Origin of the sequence: Porphyromonas sp. oral taxon 278 str. W7784 (assembly GCF_000467855.2) — a bacterium.
Classification (GTDB): domain Bacteria; phylum Bacteroidota; class Bacteroidia; order Bacteroidales; family Porphyromonadaceae; genus Porphyromonas.
Genome location: NZ_KI259236.1, coordinates 63731 through 85879, shown reverse-complemented (window position 1 = coordinate 85879; position 22149 = coordinate 63731). Strand labels below are relative to the sequence as shown.

Annotated in this window: 17 protein-coding genes and 1 tRNA gene; 4 read left to right on the top strand and 14 right to left on the bottom strand. The window is 55.4% G+C overall.

The window, feature by feature from the left end; genetic code table 11:
* The 7 genes from HMPREF1556_RS04830 to alaS all read right to left on the bottom strand — a co-directional run.
* Positions 1-618: hypothetical protein (locus HMPREF1556_RS04830; protein WP_021667193.1), on the bottom strand; the 618-nt coding region annotated here is incomplete at its 3' end.
* A 798-nt stretch (positions 619-1416) separates the two neighbouring features.
* Positions 1417-2355 carry a tRNA (adenosine(37)-N6)-dimethylallyltransferase MiaA gene (miaA, locus tag HMPREF1556_RS04825; protein ID WP_021667191.1) on the bottom strand — a complete coding sequence of 313 codons (939 nt, stop codon included), beginning with the start codon at positions 2353-2355 and terminating at the stop codon, positions 1417-1419.
* Between the two features lie 4 nt (positions 2356-2359).
* Positions 2360-2908: a hypothetical protein gene (locus HMPREF1556_RS04820; protein ID WP_021667190.1), complete on the bottom strand. Its 549-nt coding sequence runs from the start codon at positions 2906-2908 to the stop codon at positions 2360-2362.
* Positions 2909-2936: 28 nt separating this feature from the next.
* Positions 2937-4700 (bottom strand): aspartate--tRNA ligase, encoded by a 1764-nt coding sequence (gene aspS / locus HMPREF1556_RS04815; protein WP_021667189.1) that lies wholly within the window; start codon positions 4698-4700, stop codon positions 2937-2939.
* 222 nt (positions 4701-4922) lie between these two features.
* Positions 4923-4997: transfer RNA gene (locus tag HMPREF1556_RS04810), tRNA-Pro, on the bottom strand.
* A gap of 63 nt (positions 4998-5060) precedes the next feature.
* Complete coding sequence (gene aroB / locus HMPREF1556_RS04805) at positions 5061-6125, bottom strand: 3-dehydroquinate synthase (RefSeq protein WP_021667188.1); 1065 nt, start codon at positions 6123-6125, stop codon at positions 5061-5063.
* Positions 6126-6141: 16 nt separating this feature from the next.
* On the bottom strand, positions 6142-8778 hold the full coding sequence (gene alaS, locus HMPREF1556_RS04800) for an alanine--tRNA ligase (protein WP_021667187.1): 2637 nt from the start codon (positions 8776-8778) through the stop codon (positions 6142-6144).
* A gap of 691 nt (positions 8779-9469) precedes the next feature.
* On the opposite strand from alaS, the gene porV reads away from it, so the two are divergent.
* Positions 9470-10615, top strand: coding sequence for a type IX secretion system outer membrane channel protein PorV (gene porV / locus HMPREF1556_RS04795; RefSeq protein WP_021667185.1), 1146 nt, complete (start codon positions 9470-9472; stop codon positions 10613-10615).
* Positions 10616-10631: 16 nt separating this feature from the next.
* Positions 10632-11132, top strand: coding sequence for a 2-C-methyl-D-erythritol 2,4-cyclodiphosphate synthase (gene ispF / locus HMPREF1556_RS04790; RefSeq protein WP_021667184.1), 501 nt, complete (start codon positions 10632-10634; stop codon positions 11130-11132).
* Positions 11133-11270: 138 nt separating this feature from the next.
* Here ispF and HMPREF1556_RS04785 read toward each other — a convergent pair whose 3' ends face one another.
* The 5 genes from HMPREF1556_RS04785 to HMPREF1556_RS08835 all read right to left on the bottom strand — a co-directional run bounded on the left by HMPREF1556_RS04785 (position 11271) and on the right by HMPREF1556_RS08835 (position 18140).
* Positions 11271-12359 (bottom strand): mannose-1-phosphate guanylyltransferase, encoded by a 1089-nt coding sequence (locus tag HMPREF1556_RS04785; RefSeq protein WP_021667183.1) that lies wholly within the window; start codon positions 12357-12359, stop codon positions 11271-11273.
* 455 nt (positions 12360-12814) lie between these two features.
* Positions 12815-13759, bottom strand: a complete 945-nt coding sequence (locus HMPREF1556_RS04780) for a ribose-phosphate pyrophosphokinase (protein WP_021667181.1) — start codon at positions 13757-13759, stop codon at positions 12815-12817.
* 53 nt (positions 13760-13812) lie between these two features.
* Entirely contained in the window at positions 13813-15828 is a 2016-nt protein-coding gene (locus HMPREF1556_RS04775; protein WP_044125253.1) for an alpha amylase C-terminal domain-containing protein, read from the bottom strand.
* Positions 15829-15881: 53 nt separating this feature from the next.
* Positions 15882-16886 carry a hypothetical protein gene (locus HMPREF1556_RS08840; protein ID WP_232299039.1) on the bottom strand — a complete coding sequence of 335 codons (1005 nt, stop codon included), beginning with the start codon at positions 16884-16886 and terminating at the stop codon, positions 15882-15884.
* Positions 16887-16919: 33 nt separating this feature from the next.
* Positions 16920-18140 (bottom strand): cation:proton antiporter, encoded by a 1221-nt coding sequence (locus HMPREF1556_RS08835; RefSeq protein ID WP_021667176.1) that lies wholly within the window; start codon positions 18138-18140, stop codon positions 16920-16922.
* Positions 18141-18586: 446 nt separating this feature from the next.
* Between HMPREF1556_RS08835 and HMPREF1556_RS04765 the strand changes: the two genes are divergently transcribed.
* Together HMPREF1556_RS04765 and HMPREF1556_RS04760 are read left to right on the top strand one after the other, a co-directional pair.
* Positions 18587-18790 carry a winged helix-turn-helix domain-containing protein gene (locus HMPREF1556_RS04765; protein ID WP_021667174.1) on the top strand — a complete coding sequence of 68 codons (204 nt, stop codon included), beginning with the start codon at positions 18587-18589 and terminating at the stop codon, positions 18788-18790.
* A 111-nt stretch (positions 18791-18901) separates the two neighbouring features.
* On the top strand, positions 18902-20002 hold the full coding sequence (locus HMPREF1556_RS04760) for an acyltransferase (RefSeq protein WP_083476374.1): 1101 nt from the start codon (positions 18902-18904) through the stop codon (positions 20000-20002).
* An 8-nt stretch (positions 20003-20010) separates the two neighbouring features.
* On the opposite strand, the gene xseA is transcribed toward HMPREF1556_RS04760, so the two are convergent.
* Both xseA and HMPREF1556_RS04750 read right to left on the bottom strand, forming a co-directional pair.
* Positions 20011-21393, bottom strand: coding sequence for an exodeoxyribonuclease VII large subunit (gene xseA / locus HMPREF1556_RS04755; RefSeq protein WP_083476373.1), 1383 nt, complete (start codon positions 21391-21393; stop codon positions 20011-20013).
* On the bottom strand, positions 21393-21863 hold the full coding sequence (locus HMPREF1556_RS04750; RefSeq protein WP_021667171.1) for an Lrp/AsnC family transcriptional regulator: 471 nt from the start codon (positions 21861-21863) through the stop codon (positions 21393-21395). Before HMPREF1556_RS04750 ends, xseA begins: the two co-directional genes overlap by 1 nt.
* Positions 21864-22149: the final 286 nt, after the last annotated feature.

Sequence of the window (22149 nt, the reverse complement as noted above, 5' to 3'; positions counted from 1 at the left end):
CTGTAGCGGGTGCGTGATGACTATCTTGTCGACCTCGGCCCCCGTTATCTTGAGGAGTGCATCCGCAAGCCTCTTATCCTGCACCAGATAACCAGAGAGGAAGAGCTTGTAGTTAAGTCCCTCCGCATCGGAGATCGTCACGCCCTTCCGCTGAGCGCCCTTGATGGCGCTCGTCGCAAGGTCTAGTGCCAGCTTGTCAGCATCTGCCTTCTTCGGGACGATCGTCGATGATGTGAGGTACTTCTCTAGAGCATCGAGCCGGATATGCGTGCTGATATTACCTGTAAAGCCTGGATTCTTTCTGATCGAAGGTCGGCGAAAGCGATAGGTACCACTAGGGAGATGTACCGAGAGGATATGATCCTTGTACGGGTCTATAGGCACTCCCTCGAATGAAGCCTCCCCATTGGCATTCGTTATCGTGACGGCGATGATATCCTGGGGCTTGTCTTGGCGGGATAAGTAGACGGGGAGATAAGGGAACCGCTGTTCGACTCCGGCCTTCGTCTTGCAGTAGACGGTGCCGAGGTAAAAGAACTCCGTCGATCGCTGTGCATGCAGGGCCAAGCTAGAGAGTAGCATGCTCACGGCGATGAGTAGGGTCGTCAGTGGTTTCATATCGTTTGGACTTGAGATGGTGCGGATGGGAAGTACGGCTTCAGGACTCATTTTCGGAGACTACCCCAGCCCTAGACGGGAGGCCTACAGCTCGCCCTATAGCCTAAGGGACTGCGAGAGCGAAGCTAGGGTGACGGAGGCAGGAATTGCTGAGAGGGGAAGATCATCCTGGGAGGTCAGGCTCTGTGAGCACAGGACTCCTCTGTGATCTAATGGGGTGGATGGTAAGATAGGCACTTCATACAGCTATATTATTTTAGGGCTGTACACCTGGAGGATCTACCTTGCGTTTGGCTAAAGAGTATGCGCTGGTATCAAAGGGTGTATCAAGCTCCTGAATGAGGATTTATGACTGCACTTGATCTTGTTTCTGCTCTAAAGGTAGACAGCTTCCATGAATAATCAAAATCCCCAGGCTAGAGCATAGCCGATACCCCGCTCGTACGACTCTGCTCAAGTAGGCCAGCTATAGGCGTAGATTATAGGAGGAGAGACGGGATGAGACGAGGGAAGTCTATAGCTTACGGGCGGAGTAGATTTAGCCTGCAGGCGTAGCTATGTGGTCCTCCCGAGTCTCGAAGAATGGCGTGCTTTCTCGCCCCGCTGAATCACACCCCTGCCCCGTGGCAAACTGGAGAAAAGAAGTACCCCATTCATGCCCCTTCGGAGGGAGGCATGAATAGGGTATCTAGGCGACCCATTCATGGGGTACCCGAGCGACCCATGAATGGGGTCCTTCGGTGACCCATGCATGGGTCACCGAAGGGAGGTATGTATGGGGTGATTTTTCCTTGCGCCTTAGTGAGGGGATGGGGCGGACTTCTCCCCCATCACCAGCGCAGCGTCTAGGTAGCGGACGATCCCATCCCAGTCCTCGGCATCGAACCAGCGGATTTCCTCGTCCCGTCGCCACCAAGAGAGTTGCTTACGGGCATAGTGCCGGCTATTGCGCTGGATGAGGCGCACTGCTTCCTCTAGGTCTATTTCTCCCGAGAAGTGGGCGAAGAGCTCCTTGTAGCCGACTGTATTCAGCGCATTGAGCTGTCGCAGAGGATAGACCCTACGAGCCTCCTCCACGAGCCCCGCCTCCAGCATCATATACACACGCCGATCGATGCGCTCATAGAGCTCCTCCCGCTCTCGGGTAAGCCCCAGCTTGATGATGCGGAAGGGGCGCTCCTTCTTCCTTCCTGAGTGGAAGGAAGAGAAGGGTCGTCCCGTGGAGAGCGAGACTTCGTAGCCGTGGAGGACCCGCTTATAGTTCTTCGGGTCTACTGAATGGTAATAGTCGGGATCAAGGATCTTCAGTTCGCCCAAGATCCCCTCAAGACCTTCCTCCTCGTAGCGTCGCCACACCGCCTGTCGCACCTCATCACGCACGTCGGGCATCTCATCGATCCCATGGCAGAGGGCATCGACATACATCATCGAGCCACCCGACACCAGAGCGATCGGTCGCTCCCCTTCGGAGAAGAGCCGAGGGAGAAGGGCCATCGCCTCCGCCTCAAACATCGCAGCGCTATAGGGCTCCTCCACCGAGCGCTCCCCAACAAAATAATGAGGCACAGCCGCCCGCTCCTCTAGGGAGGGGGCAGCTGTGCCGATGGGTAGCTCACGGAAGATCTGACGAGAGTCTGCCGAGAGGATGCTACAGCCGAGGTGCTGTGCTAGGCGAATGCTCAGAGCCGTCTTCCCTACCCCCGTCGGACCGACGAGTACAAGGAGCGTCTCGGGCATGCACCTAGTAGAGGCTCTCAGCATCCGCTATATCGAAGCCTTCGAGGTCAATATCACCTTCGTCGATCGAGTCTTCGTCGAAGACTTCTTCGTCCCACGCATCCGCTCCTCCTGGAGTAGCGCTTCGGGCGGCAGCCTCTTCGATCGAAGCGAGCTGCTTGGGGGCTTTACCCTCAGCATGGGTGACGACAGGTTTGTCAAGGCTCTTCCCTGGGATGAGCTCTGCCAGCTCGATGAAGAAGCCTCGCTCGGAGAGCATATCGAAGACGAAGAAGAGATGCTGCCCCTTCTGATCGAGAAGATCCTCCAGAGCAGTCTCAGACATCAGATAGCTGTCTTCGTCCGAACTCATCCCCATATCCATCATCGTCACCTCCTGCTCCTTCTGCCAGTCCTCATCACAGAGGTGGAAGGTGGTCAGCTCATCATGAGCATAGCCGAGGGAATCAAGGATGAAGTCGTTTAGCTCTAGGAAGGTAGCCTCCGAGTCGATCTGTATCTCTCTCTTGAAGAAATCATTCTCATCCGAGAGCATCAATAAGCGGTATACCATAGGTCGTACTGTAGTCGTGCGATTATTCTTACTTAGTAGCAGGGACGAGGTTGAGATAGAGCTCATCGAGCTGCTCCTGATCAATCAGCGAAGGAGCGTCGATCATCACGTCACGTCCAGCATTGTTCTTGGGGAAGGCGATGCAGTCTCGTATGCTATCCAGCCCAGCAAAGAGGGAGACGAAGCGGTCAAGACCATAAGCCAAGCCCCCGTGAGGAGGAGCCCCGTACTTGAAGGCATTCATCAGGAAGCCGAACTGCTCTTGAGCTCGCTCAGGGGTGAAGCCTAGGAGGTCAAACATCCGTGCCTGTAGCTTGCTGTCGTGGATACGGATCGATCCGCCTCCGACCTCTACGCCGTTGATGACCATATCGTAGGCATTGGCTCGTACCGCCCCTGGATCGGTCTCCAGTAGGGGTACATCCTCGGGCTTGGGCGAGGTGAAGGGATGGTGCATAGCGTAGAAGCGCTGTGTCTCTTCGTCCCACTCGAAGAGGGGGAAGTCCACGACCCAGAGGCAGGAGAACTTGCTCTTGTCTCTTAGCCCAAGTTGGCTACCCACCTCGAGGCGAAGCTCACAGAGCTGCTTGCGTACCTTCATCGCATCATCACCCGAGAGGATGAGGATGAGATCACCAGGCTTAGCCTGCATCGTCTGTGCCAGCTGCTGGAGGGTCTCCTGAGCGTAGAACTTATCCACACTGCTCTTGACCGAGCCATCCGCCTCTACACGGGCGTAGACGAGGCCCTTAGCACCGACCTGAGGACGCTTGACGAAGTCCGTCAGTGCATCTAGTTGCTTACGGGTATAGCTGGCTGCTCCCTCGGCACAGATCCCTCCGATGTAGTCGGCATCGTCGAAGACAGAGAAACCATGGCCCGAGAGTACATCCTTGAGCTCGACGAACTCCATACCGAAGCGGGTATCGGGCTTATCCGATCCGTAGCGCTTCATAGCTTCGTGCCAGCTCATACGTGGGAAGGGAGTGGGGATATCTAGATCAAGGAGCTCCTTGAAGAGGTGACGTGTCATCCCCTCGAAGATCGTCAGTACATCCTCCTGCTCGACGAAGCTCATCTCGCAGTCGATCTGTGTGAACTCGGGCTGACGGTCTGCACGAAGGTCTTCGTCACGGAAGCACTTGACGATCTGGAAGTAGCGATCGAAGCCACTCACCATCAGGAGCTGCTTGAAGGTCTGAGGAGACTGAGGTAGCGCATAGAACTGATTAGGGTTCATGCGTGAGGGGACGACGAAGTCACGTGCCCCTTCGGGGGTAGACTTGATGAGGACGGGCGTCTCGACTTCGAGGAAGCCCTCAGCATCCAGATAGCGACGTACCGCTAGGGCGAAACGGTGACGGAGCTCAAGATTGGAGCGGACACAGCCACGACGTAGATCCAGATAGCGGTACTTCATGCGGAGGTCATCCCCCCCGTCGGTATCATCTTCGATAGTGAAGGGTGGTACTTCGGCGGGATTGAGGATGCGTAGCGTCGACACTGCGATCTCGATATCCCCTGTGGCGAGCTTAGGGTTCTTATTCTCTCGCTCGGTGACCTCACCCGTGATCTGGATGACATACTCACGTCCGAGCTTCTCTGCCTCGGCCACAAGAGCCTCCCCGACGAGTGCTTCGTTGAAGACAAGCTGTGTGATCCCGTAGCGATCACGGAGATCGATGAAGGTCATGCCACCCATACGGCGAGCCTTCTGAACCCAGCCAGCGAGCGTCACTTGCTCCCCGACATTGCTGAGGCGCAGAGCGCCACAGGTAGTAGTGCGATACATATTCTTCTTTTGCCTTGCTGACACCGAAGCTAGGACTCAGGTGCCGAGTGATAATTTATGTTTGTATCACAAAAATACAAAGATTGTAGGGGACTTGTACCATAGAGACCCCATGTTTCTACGATAGCTACCCTACTTCTCGTGGGAGAGCTACCTCATGGAGGGACTAGATACAAAAATAAAGTGGGTAGAAGCTGTATCTTGCTTCTACCCACTCTTCAGTCGGGATGACTGGATTCGAACCAGCGACCACTCGCCCCCCAGACGAGTACTCTAACCGGGCTGAGCTACATCCCGAGTGCTCTAGGCTTCCTACTATGAGGATTACCCTTTTGCGGTGCAAAGGTAAGGAGAAGATGGTTAATTACCAAATGTCTCCCTAAGAAAGTCCAAACCTTGACGAATCAGCCCTTCATCCTCGAGCTCTATGGGTACGATCTCCCCCGGTGCTATGACACCCATGATCGTGATCGCCCCTCGTCTATTCTTCTTATCCTGACGCATGAGTCTGAGGAGCTCGGGATAAGCCTTGCAAGTATAGTAGTAGGGTGAGTACAGCTCCCGAGCCAGAGCCATCAGTTGGCGAATATACGTGCGGTCATTCCCCTTGATGAGCGATGTGATGTAGCTCTCGATGAGCAGACCAAAGACGACCGCCTCGCCATGAGGAAGGGTACGAAGGGAAGGATGCGCATGCGAATAAGCTTCCAGAGCATGCCCCACCGTGTGACCGATGTTGAGGATACGCCGGAGTCCTTGCTCACGGGGGTCAGCTTCGACGACCGAGGTCTTGTAGGCAATGCTTTTCTCGATGAGCGCCTGCCACTCCTCGTCCATCAGACCCATGGGATCACCTATGCGGAGGACTTCTCGCCAAGCATCCGTTCCCATCAATGTAGCATGCTTGATCACCTCACCATAGCCCGAAAGGAGCTCTTCGATGGGGAGCGTGCGGAGGAAATCAATATCTACGAGGACTTCGCTTGCTGGATGGAAGGAGCCAATGAGGTTCTTCACCCCGAGGAAGTCAATAGCCGTCTTCCCTCCTACCGAAGCGTCCACCATCGAGAGGAGCGTCGTCGGCACATAGACCGTACGAATGCCCCGCATGTAGGTCGAGGCAGCAAAGCCCCCGAGGTCGAGGAAGGCTCCCCCGCCGATGACGACAAGGACACTGCGACGAGTTGCCCCACCTTCGCTGAGCCAAGCCCACAGCGCTCCGAGGCGCTCCGTCGTCTTACTCTCCTCCCCTCCTGGGAGGATGAGGGTGGTAGGTGGCTCGGATAGCGAGGCACTAAGCCGAGGGATGAGCTCGGGATGAAGCTCACTCACTCGCTCCTCAAGGAGGATAAACAAACGATCGCAAGCTAGCCCCTCAGCGACTGAGGGGAGCTTGCGATCGAGTATCTGTGTACCGATGATCATCCGTACAGGGTGTAGGCTAAGCCTTCAGCTCCATAGCTCCGAGAAGCTCGTCGACAGCTGCATTGAGCCCATCGACGTTCTTACCCCCAGCCGTAGCGAAGTGGGGCTGACCGCCACCACCGCCCTGGATATGCTTAGCAGCAGAGCGGAGGAGCTGGGAGGCATTCCAGCCTCTTGACTCTACTAGGTCCTTGCTGATCATCAGCGTAAGGCTAGGCTTCTGAGAGCTAGGATCGACACAAGCCGCTACGAATACGAAGGGCTCATGGAGCTCACCTGCGATCTGGAAGGCGATGTCCTTGACGACCTCAGCGGGCACTTCCTTCTCGACGAGGAAGAGACGTACACCGCCTACCTCGACACGCTTCTCTAGGAGCTGGCGCTTCTTCTCGGCGATCTGCTCACGGATATATTCACCGACTTGCTTGCCGAGCTCTACATTCTCCTCGAGGGTCTTGCGGATAGCCGTCATCAGCTGAGGACTATTGTTGAAGAGCTGGCGGATGCTATCGATCAGGTCGGCCTGCTCGTAGAGGTAGTTCTCTGCTGCTTCGCCGGTGACGGCTTCGATGCGTCGTACCCCAGCGGCGACAGACGACTCACTGGTGATGCGGAGTGTACCGATGACTCCTGTAGAAGGCACGTGTGTCCCCCCGCAGAACTCCGTAGAAGAGCCAAAGCGGATGACACGGACATGATCCCCGTACTTCTCACCGAAGAGTGCCATAGCACCCATCTCACGAGCCTCGTCGATAGGCACCTCACGGAACTCCTGCAGTGGGATGCAGGCACGGATACGACGGGAGACAATGCGCTCGACAGCACGGAGCTGTTCGGGCTCAACCTTAGCAAAGTGAGCGAAGTCAAAGCGGAGCACTTCATCCGAGACGAACGACCCCTTCTGCTCGACATGTGCCCCGAGGACCTCACGAAGAGCCTCGTGCAGTAGGTGGGTAGCCGAGTGATTAGCCTCGATGCGGTGGCGACGCTCTTCATCGACGACAGCACGGAAGGCTCCCTCGAGCGAGGCGGGGAGCTTCTTCATCAGGTGGATGGCTAGGTTATTCTCACGCTTGGTGTCGAAGATCTCATACTTGGTACCATCAGAGGCGATGAGGAAGCCCTTATCACCGACCTGCCCCCCCATCTCTGCATAGAAGGGAGTCTCCGAGAGCACTACCTGGTAGAAGGTCGTATTCTTCTGCTTCACCTCACGATAGCGAAGGATCTCGGTCGTGCACTCCAGTGTGTCGTAGCCCACGAAGTGTACAGCAGAGCCTTCGCTGACGACCTGCCAGTCACCGGCGTCGATAGTAGCGGCATTGCGTGCACGCTCCTTCTGCTCCTGCATGGCCTTATCGAAGCCTGCTTCATCGACGCTCAGCCCCTGCTCCGTCAGGATCAGTGCCGTCAAGTCAAGGGGGAAGCCATAGGTATCGTAGAGGACGAAGGCATCGTGTCCGTCTAGGACCGTCTTACCCGCCTTCTTAGCCTCTTCGATCTGCTTATCTAGGAGGCGAATACCCGTCTCCAGCGTACGCAGGAAGCTCTCTTCCTCCTCACGCATCACCTTAGAGATGAGGTCACGACCAGCGATGAGCTCGGGATAGGCATCACCCATCGTCTCGATGAGTACAGGTAGGAGGCTGTACATGAAGGCCTCACGACGCCCTAGGAAGGTATACCCATAGCGCACAGCACGGCGAAGGATACGGCGGATCACATAGCCAGCCTTAGCATTGGAGGGGAGCTGCCCATCGGTGATAGCGAAGGCGATGGTACGGATATGGTCTGCGATGACACGCATAGCCACATCGGACTTAGCGTCGGCCCCGTATTCGATCCCCGTCAGGGTAGCGATCGCCTGGATCATCGGAGTGAAGACATCGGTATCGTAGTTCGAAGTCTTGCCCTGCATAGCCATGCAGAGACGCTCGAAGCCCATCCCCGTGTCGATGACACGATTAGGCAGGGGTTCGAGCGAACCATCGGCCTTGCGATTGTACTGCATGAAGACGAGGTTCCAGATCTCGATGACCTGTGGGTGGCTCTGATTGACGAGCGAAAGACCATCTACAGCCTTGCGCTCCTCATCGGAGCGAATATCAATATGGATCTCAGAGCAAGGACCACAGGGCCCCTGGTCACCCATCTCCCAGAAGTTGTCGTGCTTATTGCCGTTGATGATGCGCTCCTTGGGTAGATGCTTCTCCCAGATAGCAGCAGCTTCGTCATCACGCTCTAGCCCTTCGGCAGGAGCACCCTCGAAGACCGTCACGTAGAGACGATCGGGCGAAAGCTTCAGGACCTCGGTCAGATATTCCCACGCCCAGTCAATAGCTTCCTGCTTGAAGTAGTCGCCGAAGGACCAGTTACCCAGCATCTCAAACATCGTATGGTGATAGGTGTCGTGCCCTACCTCCTCGAGGTCGTTGTGCTTACCACTTACACGGAGGCACTTCTGGGAGTCCGCTACACGGCTGTGCTTGATCTCGGCATTACCGAGGATAATGTCCTTAAACTGGTTCATCCCTGCGTTGGTGAACATCAGGGTAGGGTCGCCCTTGATGACCATCGGAGCGGATGGTACGATCGTATGCCCCTTGCTCTTAAAGAAGGCTTTATATGACTCGCGGATCTCTTTTGAGGTCATTTGTTTCTTTGTCTAGGTGATATGTTGGTTTTATCGTGCAAAGGTACGCTATTTATAGGTAGTGTCGAAGCCTCACCCCTTCGCCGACCCCCTGATGAGCCCCACGAAGAGGAAGAGATCGACGGAAGGCAAAAACACGCTGGCGAAGGAAGGACTCCTCCCCGACGAATTTGTGGGGATGATCCACAGGGTGAAAGGGTGCTGTCTGGAGCACTCTGAGCAAGACCTACAGAAGGGGGTAAAAAACGACCTACGGTAGGTCGCAAGGACGACCCACGGTAGGTCGTCACAGGCGACCTACAGTAGGTTTTTCGGCGACCTACCGTGGGTCGTTTTTTGCCCCCTCCCAAAGCCCCATTCTAGAGGGGTAGATCGAGGCTGAATTTAGGGAGGGACGAATTGCACTAGTTTGAGGGGTGGTGATGCTTGGTGGGAGGCGGAGGGATCATGGCTCTGTGAGCTGAGCTTCAGGGCGTATCTTGGGAGGTGAAACCTAAGGAAAAGGAGCGGGGAAAGAGAGTGGTGCGTACACGCTCTTAGCTACGGACTATGCGGGAGAAGACATCGAGAACATAGATCTTCGGAAGTAATAGACAGATATACAAGGGATAGTCGTATATTTGTCCTACATTATCTAGCTAGACGAGACTTCTCCTAGCTTTCCCTTCGGAAAAAGGTAGCCCAAACCGTTATGAACCAAAAGACAATCCTTACCGCACTGACACTATGTGCCCTCGGAGGAAGCCTCCAGGCACAAGCCCAAGAAGCTAAGTACTTCAACCCCGTGACAGCTGCCGTCCCTTCCCTTCAGATCACACCCGACGCTCGCGCCGCAGGGATGGGTGACCAAGGGACTTCCACCACCCCCGACCCCTATTCGCAGTATTGGAACCCCGCTAAGTTTGCCTTCATCACCAGCAAGGCGGGCTTCACTCTCGGCTATACCCCTTGGCTCTCCCGTCTGGTGAGCGACATCGCCCTGATGCAGGTCTCGGGCTACATGAAGCTTGGCGAAGATGACCGCCAAGCACTGGGGGCCTCTCTGCGCTACTTCACCATGGGCAAGCTCCCCTCCTGGGATGCTTCGGGCAGAAGCCTAGGTGAAGCGCACCCGAATGAATTCGCCATCGACGCCAGCTACTCCCGCAAGCTCTCCGAGAGCTACTCCATGGCGGTCGCTCTACGCTATATACACTCCGACCAAGGGACCAAGGAGCAGGGGAATAACCCTGGCTCGGCACTGACGGCCGACATCTCAGGCTACCTACGCAAGTACATCAGCATCGGTAGCGCTGAGAGCCTCTGGTCACTGGGCTTCAATGTCCGCAATATCGGGTCGAAGATCTCCTTCGACGGTGGGACCACCAGTTCCTTTGTCCCCGCTAACCTCGGCATCGGTACGGGTCTCCTCTACCCTATCGATGAGCTGAACATGATCTCCCTCAACGTCGAAGCCAATAAGCTCCTCGTACCCACGCCCCCACTTGGCGATGCTAAGAAGGCCGAAGAGTACCAGAAGATCTCAGCAGTCTCGGGGATCTTCCGAAGCTTCACCGACGCTCCTGGAGGCTTCTCCGAAGAGCTGAAGGAAGTGCACTGGAGCATAGGAGCGGAGTACAACTACAACGATAAGTTCTTCATGCGGGCAGGCTACAGCTATCTGCACCCCACCAAGGGCAACCTACAGGCCTTCACCGCAGGGGCAGGCTTCCGTATAAGCGCCTTCCGTGTCGATGCCTCCTATCTGATGTCGACGATCTCCGACAATCCTCTTGATCAAACCCTCCGCTTCAACCTCGCCTTCGACATCGAGGGTCTGCGAAGCCTCTTCAAATAAGTATCTCTCCATCTCCATGCGACAAATACCCTTCCGTACTGGCTTCGGCTACGACGTCCACCGACTGAGCGACGGCTACGAACTCTGGCTAGGCGGTATCAAGATCCCCTACGAGCAGGGTCTCGAAGGCCATTCGGACGCCGATGTCCTCCTGCACGCTGTCTGTGATGCCCTCCTAGGGGCAGCTGCCCTAGGAGATATCGGGGTGCACTTCCCCCCGACAGATATGGCGTTCAAGGGGATCGACAGCAAGATCCTTCTGGAGCGTACCTGCCAGCTCATCCGTGAGGCAGGCTACGAGATCGGCAATATCGACGCTACTGTCGCAGCCGAAGCCCCCAAGCTCAATCCCCACATCCCCGAGATGCGCCGAGTGATGGCCGAGGTGATGGGTATCCCCGTCTCAGCGATCTCTCTGAAGGCGACCACCTCGGAGCGTATGGGCTTCGTCGGGCACCGGGAAGGGATGGCCGCCTATGCTACGGCGCTCATCGCCTACGCTTCGGCCCTCGAATAAGCACTAGGGAGGTAGATCACCTCCCTTCGTCCTCCCCCAATAAAAGAGCCCCTGGATCACGATCGTGATCCAGGGGCTCTTGCCTTTAGTTAGCACTAAGCTTCGGAAGGGAAAGGATAAGACCTCCGCTGAGGCTAACTAGTCAAACTTCTTCTTGTAGCGCTCCGAGGCATCGCCCATGAACTCCTTGATGCGCTGCTCTTGGTCACGCTTGCAGATGAGCAGGACACCCTTGCTCTGAGCGACGATGCAGTCATCGATGCCTTGGACGACGACGAGCTGTTCGCTCTCATCTCCATCGAGCGAGACGATGTTCCCCTTAGCCTCGTAGAAGAGGGCCTCGGTGTGTAGTGCGACATTCGCCTCGGGCTCCTCACGCTTGAGCTCGTAGAGTGAGCCCCAAGTGCCGAGGTCCGCCCAGCCAAAGTCCACAGGGAGGACCATCACATTGTCGGCCTTCTCCAGCACAGCGTAGTCAATAGAGATATTGGGGCACTGAGAGAAGATCGCCCCTACACGGTCCTGCTCCTCAGCCGTAGCATAGGCGCCATTCACCTCGTCGAGGACGGAGGTCAGGGCAGGCAGGTGGTGGTTGAAGGCTTCTAAGATCGTGCGGACATTCCAAGCGAACATCCCACTATTCCACAGGAACTCACCACTCTCGTAGAATACCTTGGCCATCTCAAGATTAGGCTTCTCGGTGAAGGTCTTCACCTTCACAAAGTGCTCCTCCTCGGCATCGGTGAACTGGATATATCCGTAGCCGGTCTCGGGGCGAGAGGGACGGACACCCAGAGTCACGAGCTTCGGGTGCTCACGCACATACTCCAGCGATAGGCGGATAGCTTCGTCGAAGACATCCTCCTGGAGGATCAGATGGTCAGCAGGGGTGACAAGAATATTAGCGTTGGGATTCTTGGCATAGATATGATAGGTTGCCCAGCCGATACAGGGAGCTGTATTGCGACGCATGGGCTCCAGCAAGATCTGCCCTGGGGTCAGCTCGGGGAGTTGCTCGAGGACGAGGTCTCGGTAGATGGCATTGGTTACGACGACAAAGTTCTCTTTGGGGATCACCTTAGAGAAGCGATCAAACGTCATCTGCAGGAGAGAACGACCAGTAGCGAAGATGTCAAGGAACTGCTTCGGCTTGGTCTCACGGCTGTAGGGCCAGAAGCGACTTCCGACGCCGCCCCCCATGATGACACAATAGTTGTCTGTGTGCATAGTCTCTATAATTAACTATCCGGGTTACTATAACTACACAAATATAGGTAATTAAGCCATACGATGAGCATAATGACGTAGAAATACCAAAGTACCCCTCGAAGGACCGATGCTGAGCGGCCAAATGAATCCCCCCTTCAATTAGGGCTCTCGGGAGAGCTGCCAAAAACAACCTACGGTAGGTCGCCGAAAAAACCTACTGCGACCCACCGTGGGTCGCATCGACGACCTACAGTAGGTTTCCCCAGAGCCCTTCCCGAGGGCGAACGAAAATGCCTTAGAGGATGGGGAGCTTTCCCCAAGGAAACCCCTAGTTTTCCCACACCGCTTTTCACCCCAATTAAGACAGGCAAAAATCAGGCTATTCGAACCAAAAAAGATCGGTCGCTCCATCCTAGGACGGAGCGACCGATCTTCGTAGGGTCATGCCGGGAGCTCAGCGAACTCCCCGACCGCTAGATAGAGTAGAGGATGCTGATCGACTCGTGGTTAATCACACGGTTGATCGCCTCAGCGAAGATATTAGCCACCGAGACGATGTGGATCTTGTCCGACTGCTTGCGTAAGGGGATGGAATCGGTGAAGATGATCTCCTTGAGCGCAGAGGCATTGATACGCTCCGTAGCAGGATCGCTGAGCACAGCATGGCTGGCAGCAGCACGTACGCTACGAGCCCCATTAGCCATCATCAGGTCAGCAGCCTTGCAGATCGTACCCGCCGTATCGACGATGTCGTCCACGAGGATGACGTCCTTACCCTCCACATCACCGATGATGGTCATCTCGGCGACTTCGTTGGCCTTGGCGCGGCTCTTATGACAGATGACCATGGGCACACCGAGGAACTTCGCATACGAGTTAGCACGCTTAGCCCCACCGACGTCAGGCGTAGCGATCACCGTGCGCGAGAGGTCGGAAGTCTGGCGTAGATAGTCGATGAAGACCATCGAAGCGTAGAGGTGGTCTACAGGGACATTGAAGAAGCCCTGGATCTGGTCTGCGTGCAGGTCCATCGTGATGACACGGGTCACCCCAGCAGTGCTCAGTAGGTCAGCCATGAGCTTAGCTCCGATAGAGACACGTGGCTTATCCTTACGATCCTGGCGAGCCCACCCGAAGTAAGGGATCACTGCTGCGATGTAGTGCGCCGAAGCACGCTTAGCAGCATCGATCATCAGGAGGAGCTCCATGATATTATCCGAAGATGGATAGGTAGACTGGACAAGGAAGACATCCTTACCACGGATGCTGTCCTTGTAGTAGACAGAGAACTCTCCGTCTGCGAAGTGCTCTACTTGCATGTCGCCTAGGTGCAGTCCTAGAGCCTCGGCGATCTTAGCTGCCAGATCCGTCGAAGCTGAGCCTGCGAAGATGGCAACATTCTTAGTATCAATAGCCATTAGGGTGTATGAATATTATCGGGCTCTCCATTGTGGGGAGTCTTTTCTTCTACTTATTTGCGTCGGAGCACTAGAGCAGTGCGGGAGGGGATGTAGAGGGCGAGTGGCGCCAGAGCCTCGCAGTCGAGCGTCTTGGCCTCGTACGGTAGAGACTGGTAGGTCAGTGTGTCGTCTACCAGAGCATACCCCCCGAAGTCCTTGCTATCGGTGTCGAGTACGACGGTGTAGCTCCCCTTAGGAAGTAGGATCTGATAGTCGGTGTAGGAGCGGGTGGGATGGAAGTTGAAGACGAAGATGAGATCGCCACGACCAAAGGCTAGGATCTGCTCCTCTTCTTGGATGTGATACTGCTGGAGTGAGCAGGCGGTGAACTCTGGGGAAGAGGCCACGAGATGCACCATCGCCTTGTCGAAGCTCTGTAGGTCGTGATAGAGAAGATCCTTGTTGTCCGCTAGGCTCCACTGACGGCGTGCGTAGTGGTACGACCAGCCATTGCCTTCACGAGGGAAGTCGATCCACTCGGGATGACCAAACTCGTTCCCCATGAAGTTCAGGTATCCTCCATTCATCGTCGCCACGGTAGCTAGGCGAATGAGCTTATCCAGAGCTACGGCTCTATCCGTCTGTAGCGTGCGGGTCGAATGGCTCATGTGCCAGTACATCTCAGCATCAGCCAGACGGAAGATGATCGTCTTATCTCCGACGAGGGCTTGGTCGTGGCTCTCTGCATAGCTGATCGTCTTCTCCTCCTCACGGCGGTTCGTCAGTTCGTACCAGATAGCACCTGGACTCCACTCTTCGTCAGGACGCTCGGTGATGAGCTTCGTCCAGAAGTCAGGGATATTCATCGACAGGCGGTAGTCGAAGCCGAAGCCACCATCCTCTATAGGAGAAGCCAGCCCTGGCATACCGCTCACCTCCTCTGCGATCGTGATGGCATCAGGATAGACGCTATGGATGAGCTTATTGGCTAGGGTCAGGTAGGCCATAGCATCGGCATCCTGCAGACCATTGAAGTAGTCCGAATAGGAATTGAAGCTCTCCCCTAGCCCATGATTATAGTAGAGCATCGATGAGACACCATCAAAGCGGAAGCCATCGAACTGGAAGACTTCTAGCCAGTACTTACAGTTCGAGAGAAGGAAGTGCATCACATTGTTTCGCCCATAGTCGAAGCAGAGTGAATCCCAAGCAGGATGGTCGCCACGAGGTCCTTCGTGGAAGAAGAGGGTACGTGATCCATCGTAGCGGGCAAGGCCTTCGACCTCATTGCGCACCGCATGGCTATGTACCAGATCCATGATGACCTTCAGCCCAAGCCCATGGGCAGCATCGATCAGTGCCTTCAGGTCATCAGGTGTACCGAAGCGACTACTCGGTGCATAGAAGCTCGAGACATGGTAGCCAAAGGATCCATAGTAGGGATGCTCCTGCACGGCCATGATCTGTATAGCATTGTAGCCAAGGTCGACGACACGTGGGAGTACCTGCTCTTGGAACTCTCTATACGTACTTACCTTACCCTCCTCCGAGGACATACCTACATGACACTCGTAGATCATGAGTGCTTCGTCTCGCTTCCCTGGGCGAGCATTGCGGAAGACGTAGGGCTCTTCGGGATCCCAGACCTGAGCGCTGAAGATACCCGTCTGGCTGTCCTGAACTACACGGCTTGCCCATGCAGGGATGCGCTCTCCACAGTCATGGCCCCAGCAGACGAAGAGGCGGTAGAGGTCTCCATGGTGCAGTACCTGATCGGAGATATGGATCTCCCAGTTGCCATAGTCATCGACACGCTTGAGCTTCCAGACGGACATGCGTTGCCAATCGTTGAAGGAGCCTATGAGCTGGACGCTATGTGCACCGGGGAGGAACTCCCTGAGGATCCAGCAACCCTTCTTCTTATCTCGGTGCAAGCCATAGTGAAGGTAGCCATCGGCGAACTGCTCCAGAGGGATATCCCCTCCCTGAGTGATGGATCGCTCACGAGCGTGGGTGAACTCCATGCGACGGCGTATACGCTCTTCATAGGGCTTGAGCCAAGGGTCGTTTGCTACTAACTTCGTCATAGTCGTGTCTGTGATGTATGTGTGCCTTTGGGCGGGTGAGAGTGAGAAGGGTGCTACTTGAGATTGAGGATAAGTGTCGAGGGCAGTTGTGAGAGGAGGTCTTCGCACGTGTCGAAGGCTTCCTGCCAATGGGTGTAGCTGACGACGACCAGGTCGCACCCTTCGGGAAGTGATAGGAGCTTATCCGGGAGAAGCTCTTCGCCTGGATGCAAGCTGAGGCTCTGAGGCGGAAGGTCTCGACTAGCGATGATGCGTAGCGTCGCCTTGTTGTTCTCAGCCATGGTGCGTGCATAGGGCAGTAGGCGCAGGTCTCCAGGATTAGCTATATAAAGGAGGATATTCTTCGGGGAATGGAAGGAGCGACTGAGGAGTACCCCTACGGAGCAAGGTGCCCGATGGACGAAGTAGGCCATCTTGTCACGGAGCATGCTGTGGATCGTCAGGAGTGACTCGGTCGTACGCACGGAGAAGCTCCCTACACGACGCTTCATCTGCTGACGCATGGTAGTAGCCTCTCGGTCATCTTCGTCGGAGGAGAGACGCACACCAGCACCGACGATGAGTAGGTTGTACTTCTCTGCCGTGAGCTTAGAGAGGATTGTCCCTTCGACTTCGTCTGCTACGAGGTGCTCCGTCTCTAGGGGCTGGCTCAGTTGCTGTGCCTCCTGCATGATGGGACGGAAGCTATCCTCGAAGAACTTATCTACTTCGATCGAGTTGATGTTCTTATCCGTCGTGATATGCAGGGCTGTGACATTGGGGTGCGCTTCCCCACGGCGCAGGAGCTGATCCGTCAAGCGAAGCAGGGTCACCCCAGAGCTAGGACGTCCGAAGGAGAGGAGTACCTTAGCCCCAGCCTGCTTGTCGATCGTCTCGATACGGTCCCGACGACGCTCCCCAAGGCGGATGACCCAATTGATCATATGTACCATGGGCATCGTCATGACGGTGGTGATGACGGTCATCAGCACGAGGACGGCATAGATAGCGGGAGGAAGGATCTTCATCTCGTAGCCGATCCCCAGGACGACGAGCTCCATCAGTCCACGGGTATTCATGAAGGCTCCGAGGAAGATACTATTGCGGGGGCTCTAACCCGAAGCACGGGCAGAGATATAGGTACCACCGACCTTGCCGACGACAGCTATCAGGGTGAAGACGCCGAGGAGTGCCCAGCGCTCGGGGCTATCGATGAGGCCGAGCTCCGTCTGTAGTCCACTAGAGACGAAGAAGAGCGGGAGGAAGAGCATGAGGGAGACATCCTCGATCTTGTCCGTGACGATCTTGCGGAAGGAGAGATCCTCAGGCATGACCAGCCCGAGCATGAAGGCACCGAAGAGGGCGTGCATACTCAGTAGCTCGGTGATGTACGACGAGAGCAGGAGGAGGATGAAGATCGTACCGACCATCCCGTGGCTGATGACCTCGGTATTGTTGTACACCTTACCCGCAGCACGGAAGAGCGGACGGATGATCCCGAAGATCACCAGCAGATAGACGATGAGGAAGAGGAGGTTGTAGCCCGTGCTCATCAGGCTACCACTCTGGGCGATGGCGATGATCGCTGCTAGCATGAGCCAAGCAGTGATGTCCCCTGCCGCCGCTGTAGAGAGGGAGAGCTTCCCGAGGTGCGTGCGCTGGAGGTTATTCTCCTGGATGATACGTGCCAGCACAGGGAAGGCCGTGATGCTCATGGCTATCCCTATGAAGAGGGCAAAAGGGGTGAAGTCCGTCAGCCCTGCAGCATAGTCACCATAGATGGTATAGCTCAGCGGGAGGGAGAGGAGGAAGGGGATGAAGATCCCCGTATGACTGATGATGATGCTACTGCGAAGTTGCTTGCGTATGTCTCCGAGACGAAGCTCCATCCCCACGGCGAACATGAAGAGGATCAGCCCGAAGTTACTCAAGAGCTGGATATTAGACAGGCTAGAGGCGGGGAAGAGGGCCTCGAAGGTCTCGGGAGCAACACGCCCGAAGAGCGAAGGCCCGAGGAGTATCCCCGCTACGATCTCACCTATGACGGCCGGCTGGTGGATCTTACGGAAGAGCCAGCCCATAGCTCGTGCAGCGATGAGGATGATGAGGATCTGTAGGAGCAGTACCCCTATCGTGGAGTCGGCATGGTGGGAGACACTGGTCTGGAAGTCGGCGAAGGCGCCACGGAGCGTCATCGCTCCTTCGGTAGTGGGGCGCAGGGTCGAAGGGGTAAGACTTTCTCCCAAATAGAGAGTCCCCCAGAGGGCCGCCACTGAGATGAGCAGTATGAAGATGTAGAAGACAAAGGGTAGGAATCCCCGTTGCTTAGGCATGCTATTCTGTTCTGTTTAAGCTCAAGGATATACCAGAGAGAGGCATGGCCTCCATCACCGATCCCCATTCGCACCTCCAAAGATACAAATTCTTTAGCAAGGGGCTAGGAGAAGGCTTATCCAACATGGCGCAAAGCCCCACTCCAGCTGGGCTCTCGACGCCCTCTACCCGCACCCCGTCGGGAAAACCTACTGTAGGTCGCATCGACGACCCACTGTAGGTCGTCATCACGACCTACAGTAGGTTTTTTCAGCGACCTACCGTAGGTCCCTCATGAGGCCCTCCAAACCCTCATGGCATCAGCCTTTGCAGGTGGTACTCATTTGCCTTTTTGAAAAAGGTTTAGTAACTTTACACCGAAGCCAAGAAGCGCGTCAATCCTAGGCCTTGGCTCATCACTATCACGACAGAGCAATCAGTAACTACTAATTTCTATTCTACGCCCATGATCGAACTCATCGGAACAAATGCAGGTCTCGTCTGGAACTCCCTAGACAAACTTGGCAAAATGGATATCAAGGCTCTGAAGAAGGCCACTAAGCTCCGCTCAGACAAAGAACTATATGCTGCCCTTGGCTGGCTAGCTAAGGAAGGTAAGCTTCACTTCGACGAGTCGGGCGAAGATCTTCTCATCGAGCTCGTCTACTAGCCTCCAATAGGCTGGGCTAGACGCTACTCATCACCGCTCCTACACAAGGCTATCTCTCCCACAGTGAAGGGATAGCCTTTCTCTTTATCTCAACACCCATTATCTTCTTTTATGAATACTCCTCTTCGCAGACCCGTTCGAGCATCGAACTTTGAGCTTCTCCGTCTACTAGCGATGCTCCTAGTACTGATCCTCCATGCCAACTACCTCACCTTCCACTTCCCTACCTTTGAAGCTTTACATGATCAACCTCTAGGGTCACTCGGGCGGATCTGGAGTGAATCTCTTGCCATAGTCGGAGTAAATGTCTTCGTCCTCATCTCAGGGTACTTCGGCATACGACTGCGCATCAAGGGAATGGTAAGCCTGCTCTTCCAAGCGGCCTTCTACACTATCGGAATCTACTTAACCCTCGTCGCTCTTGATCTCGAGCCCTTCCAATCCAAAGCTTTCTTAAGAACGTTCTACCCACTGGATCGAAGTAAGGAGTGGTTCCTACCGACCTATCTAAGCCTTATGATCTTTGCTCCGCTTCTCAATAGCTTTATCCAGAAGCAGAACAAGCAGATGCATAGAAACTATCTCATATTTTTCTATATACTCTCCACTCTCTTCGGTTTTCTCTCTGATCAACTCGGTGTCCAAAACGGCTATTCACTCATTTCTTTCTGTGGAATCTACCTCTTAGGACGTTATTTCGGTCTCTACCCCGAAGAGATCAATCGCTACAAGACCACCACCCTCATCGGTATCTATCTCGGGATTAGCTTCGCACAATCTTTAGCTCTCTTCGCCTACGGTTATATTTCGGGGCTGTCAATCGAAGCAAATGCCCTCACTGGGAAATTCCTTAGCTATGCCTCCCCGCTAAATATCCTCACGGCGGTGGCGCTCTTCCTAGCCTTCTCTCGGCTGAAGCTCCAGAGTCGAGCCATCAACTGGATCGCCTCCTCCACCTTCGCAGTGTATCTCATCCACTGCAATGGGCGCCTTATCGGATATTATACGGGATATATACACGGGCTCAGCGAGCACCCTGTCGGTGTGTTCTTAGGTATGGTTGCGGTGTTTATTCTCCTTGTCTTCGCTGGGAGCATCCTCATTGACAAGGTGCGTCTCCTACTGTGGGAGTGGATCTTCTCGCCCCTCTATGATCGCCTGCGATCCAGCTGGGAGAAGCGGGGCTGGCCACTACTTAGGCTCCCGGAATAAGCGGATAGCTAGTCCTTCGTCACCGCCTCGATCGCTCCGTCGGCAAAGCGAATAGAGAGGTCGACACCCGACGCTAGTTGCTCCCGACGGGTGATGATCCTTCCACCTACAGAGACCAGGCTGAAGCCTCGGCGTAGGACCTCATCGGGGTGCGCCAGGCGGATGGCCTGCTCCTGACGCTCGAGGGTCGCCCCTAGGCGCTCCCTGAGACGCTCTACCGATAGGGGAAGCGGGGCAAGGCTCTTCGCTAGCTCCTGGCGGTAGTGCCTGACGAGATAGCTTGTGAGTAGCGGAAGCTGACGAGTAGTGAAGTGAAGCTGATGGCGGGATTGATCGAGATAGCTTCTCGCCGAGAGTGTGAGCTGGGAGGGAAGCTGGATGAGGCGACGTCGCTCCCGATCAAGCCGACCTCGGGCGAGGAGAGGTAGTCGAGAGGCTACCGAATGAAGCCAAGCCGTTCGCTCCATAGAGAGCGTCTGCAGACGAAGGAGGAGCTGACGCTGGCGCTGTACAAGTTCCCCGAGCTCCACCGCCAGCTCTTCTATGAGGAAGCTCGCTACCGCCGTCGGGGTCTTCAGCGACGTATGGGCGATGAGGTCGAGCACCGAGACATCTCGGTCGTGACCTATCCCTGAGATAACGGGTAGGGGGAACTGTGCCACGGCTTCGCAAAGCGTATAGTCGTCGAAGGCCCTCAGCTCGCTCACAGCACCTCCCCCACGGATGATCACCACGGCATCAAACGCATCTGCCACATTAAGTATACGCTCCAGCGCCCCGAGGATGGAGGCTGTCGTCTCACTCCCCTGCATCTGTGCACGGAAGAGCGCCGTATAGAAGACTACCCCGTAAGCATTCGTATGGAGCTGGCGCATGAAGTCACCATAGCCCGCAGCCGTGGGAGATGAGATGATAGCGACACGCTGGAGGGGACGGGGGAGCTCAAGCTCCTTATTCAGTCCGAAGAGGCCATGTCGCTTGAGACGAGCGATGGTCTCTAGACGCAAGCGGGCGATCTCACCGAGGGAATAGTTCGGGTCAATATCAACGATGTTGAGGCTCAGCCCATATTGTGGATGGAAGGAGACCCCCACCAGCGCTAGGATACTCATCCCAGAGGTGAGCTTACCCACCCCTTGCGCCTCAAAGGCTCGCTCAATAGCAGTGTATGATGACGACCAGATCGTGGCACGTACCTTCGCCACGACTTCACCTCCAGCTCCCTTCTCTAGGAGCTCCAGATAGCCATGACCTTGCCCACCAGCACGCCTCAGATCACTGACCTCCGCCCGCACCCAATAGCGGTCGGGGAAGGAGTGCTCTAAACAGCGTCTGACCGAACTCAAGAGCTCGGTCAGACTAAATGAACGTATGGGGGCGGGATGAGCCACTACTCAGGGAGATGATCAGGGATATGAATGCTTCGCTCGAAGGCTACATCGAGCGAGATCAGCGTTTCGGTAGCGACGACCCCAGGGAGCCCCTGGATGATGCCGTTGAGGATACGCATCAAGTCGTTGTTGTCGATAGCATAGAGCTTGATGAGCATCGTGTAGGGACCTGTGGTGAAGTGACATTCGACGATCTCGGGGATCTCACTCATGCGCTCAGCTACCTCCTTATACAGCGAGCCACGCTCGAGGCTGACACCGACATACGTACAGGTATTATAGCCGATCTTCTTGGGGTTGACGTGGTACTTCAGCGAGGTGAGCACACCATTCTCGATCATGCGCATCAGACGCTGATTGACGGAGGAGCGAGAGCTATTCTCACCTTCCGCTACATCACGTAGGGGGACACGAGCATTCGTCGTCAGTCGTCTCAGGATCTTGAGATCCAGGTCATTCAGTTTCTTCATATACAGTACGGGAGTATTCTTTTTACCTGACCTATTTAGTACAAATTTAATAAACTTCTTATGAATAGCAGGGATATTCGACTATAATCTTGACCGCTTAACCAAAATTAGAGTACAAAGCGACACACCTTGACCTTCCACTCTGATGCGGTAAGGCCCCCCACCCTAGCCCTTCATCCACACCTCAAAGAAGGGGTGCATACATACCTAACAAAAAGACCCCATTCATGGGTCGCACGAGCGACCCATGAATGGGGGACTTCGGTGACCCATGAATGGGTCCCTT

Coding starts and splice junctions, on each gene's coding strand:
- HMPREF1556_RS04760 (WP_083476374.1), top strand. CDS start 18,902: ATGAATACTCCTCTTCGCAGACCCGTTCGAGCATCGAACTTTGAGCTT.
- aspS (WP_021667189.1), bottom strand. CDS start 4,700: ATGTATCGCACTACTACCTGTGGCGCTCTGCGCCTCAGCAATGTCGGG.
- HMPREF1556_RS04750 (WP_021667171.1), bottom strand. CDS start 21,863: ATGAAGAAACTGAATGACCTGGATCTCAAGATCCTGAGACGACTGACG.
- ispF (WP_021667184.1), top strand. CDS start 10,632: ATGCGACAAATACCCTTCCGTACTGGCTTCGGCTACGACGTCCACCGA.
- HMPREF1556_RS04820 (WP_021667190.1), bottom strand. CDS start 2,908: ATGGTATACCGCTTATTGATGCTCTCGGATGAGAATGATTTCTTCAAG.
- miaA (WP_021667191.1), bottom strand. CDS start 2,355: ATGCCCGAGACGCTCCTTGTACTCGTCGGTCCGACGGGGGTAGGGAAG.
- HMPREF1556_RS04785 (WP_021667183.1), bottom strand. CDS start 12,359: ATGCACACAGACAACTATTGTGTCATCATGGGGGGCGGCGTCGGAAGT.
- porV (WP_021667185.1), top strand. CDS start 9,470: ATGAACCAAAAGACAATCCTTACCGCACTGACACTATGTGCCCTCGGA.
- HMPREF1556_RS08835 (WP_021667176.1), bottom strand. CDS start 18,140: ATGCCTAAGCAACGGGGATTCCTACCCTTTGTCTTCTACATCTTCATA.
- HMPREF1556_RS04765 (WP_021667174.1), top strand. CDS start 18,587: ATGATCGAACTCATCGGAACAAATGCAGGTCTCGTCTGGAACTCCCTA.
- alaS (WP_021667187.1), bottom strand. CDS start 8,778: ATGACCTCAAAAGAGATCCGCGAGTCATATAAAGCCTTCTTTAAGAGC.
- HMPREF1556_RS04775 (WP_044125253.1), bottom strand. CDS start 15,828: ATGACGAAGTTAGTAGCAAACGACCCTTGGCTCAAGCCCTATGAAGAG.
- aroB (WP_021667188.1), bottom strand. CDS start 6,125: ATGATCATCGGTACACAGATACTCGATCGCAAGCTCCCCTCAGTCGCT.
- HMPREF1556_RS08840 (WP_232299039.1), bottom strand. CDS start 16,886: ATGAATACCCGTGGACTGATGGAGCTCGTCGTCCTGGGGATCGGCTAC.
- HMPREF1556_RS04780 (WP_021667181.1), bottom strand. CDS start 13,759: ATGGCTATTGATACTAAGAATGTTGCCATCTTCGCAGGCTCAGCTTCG.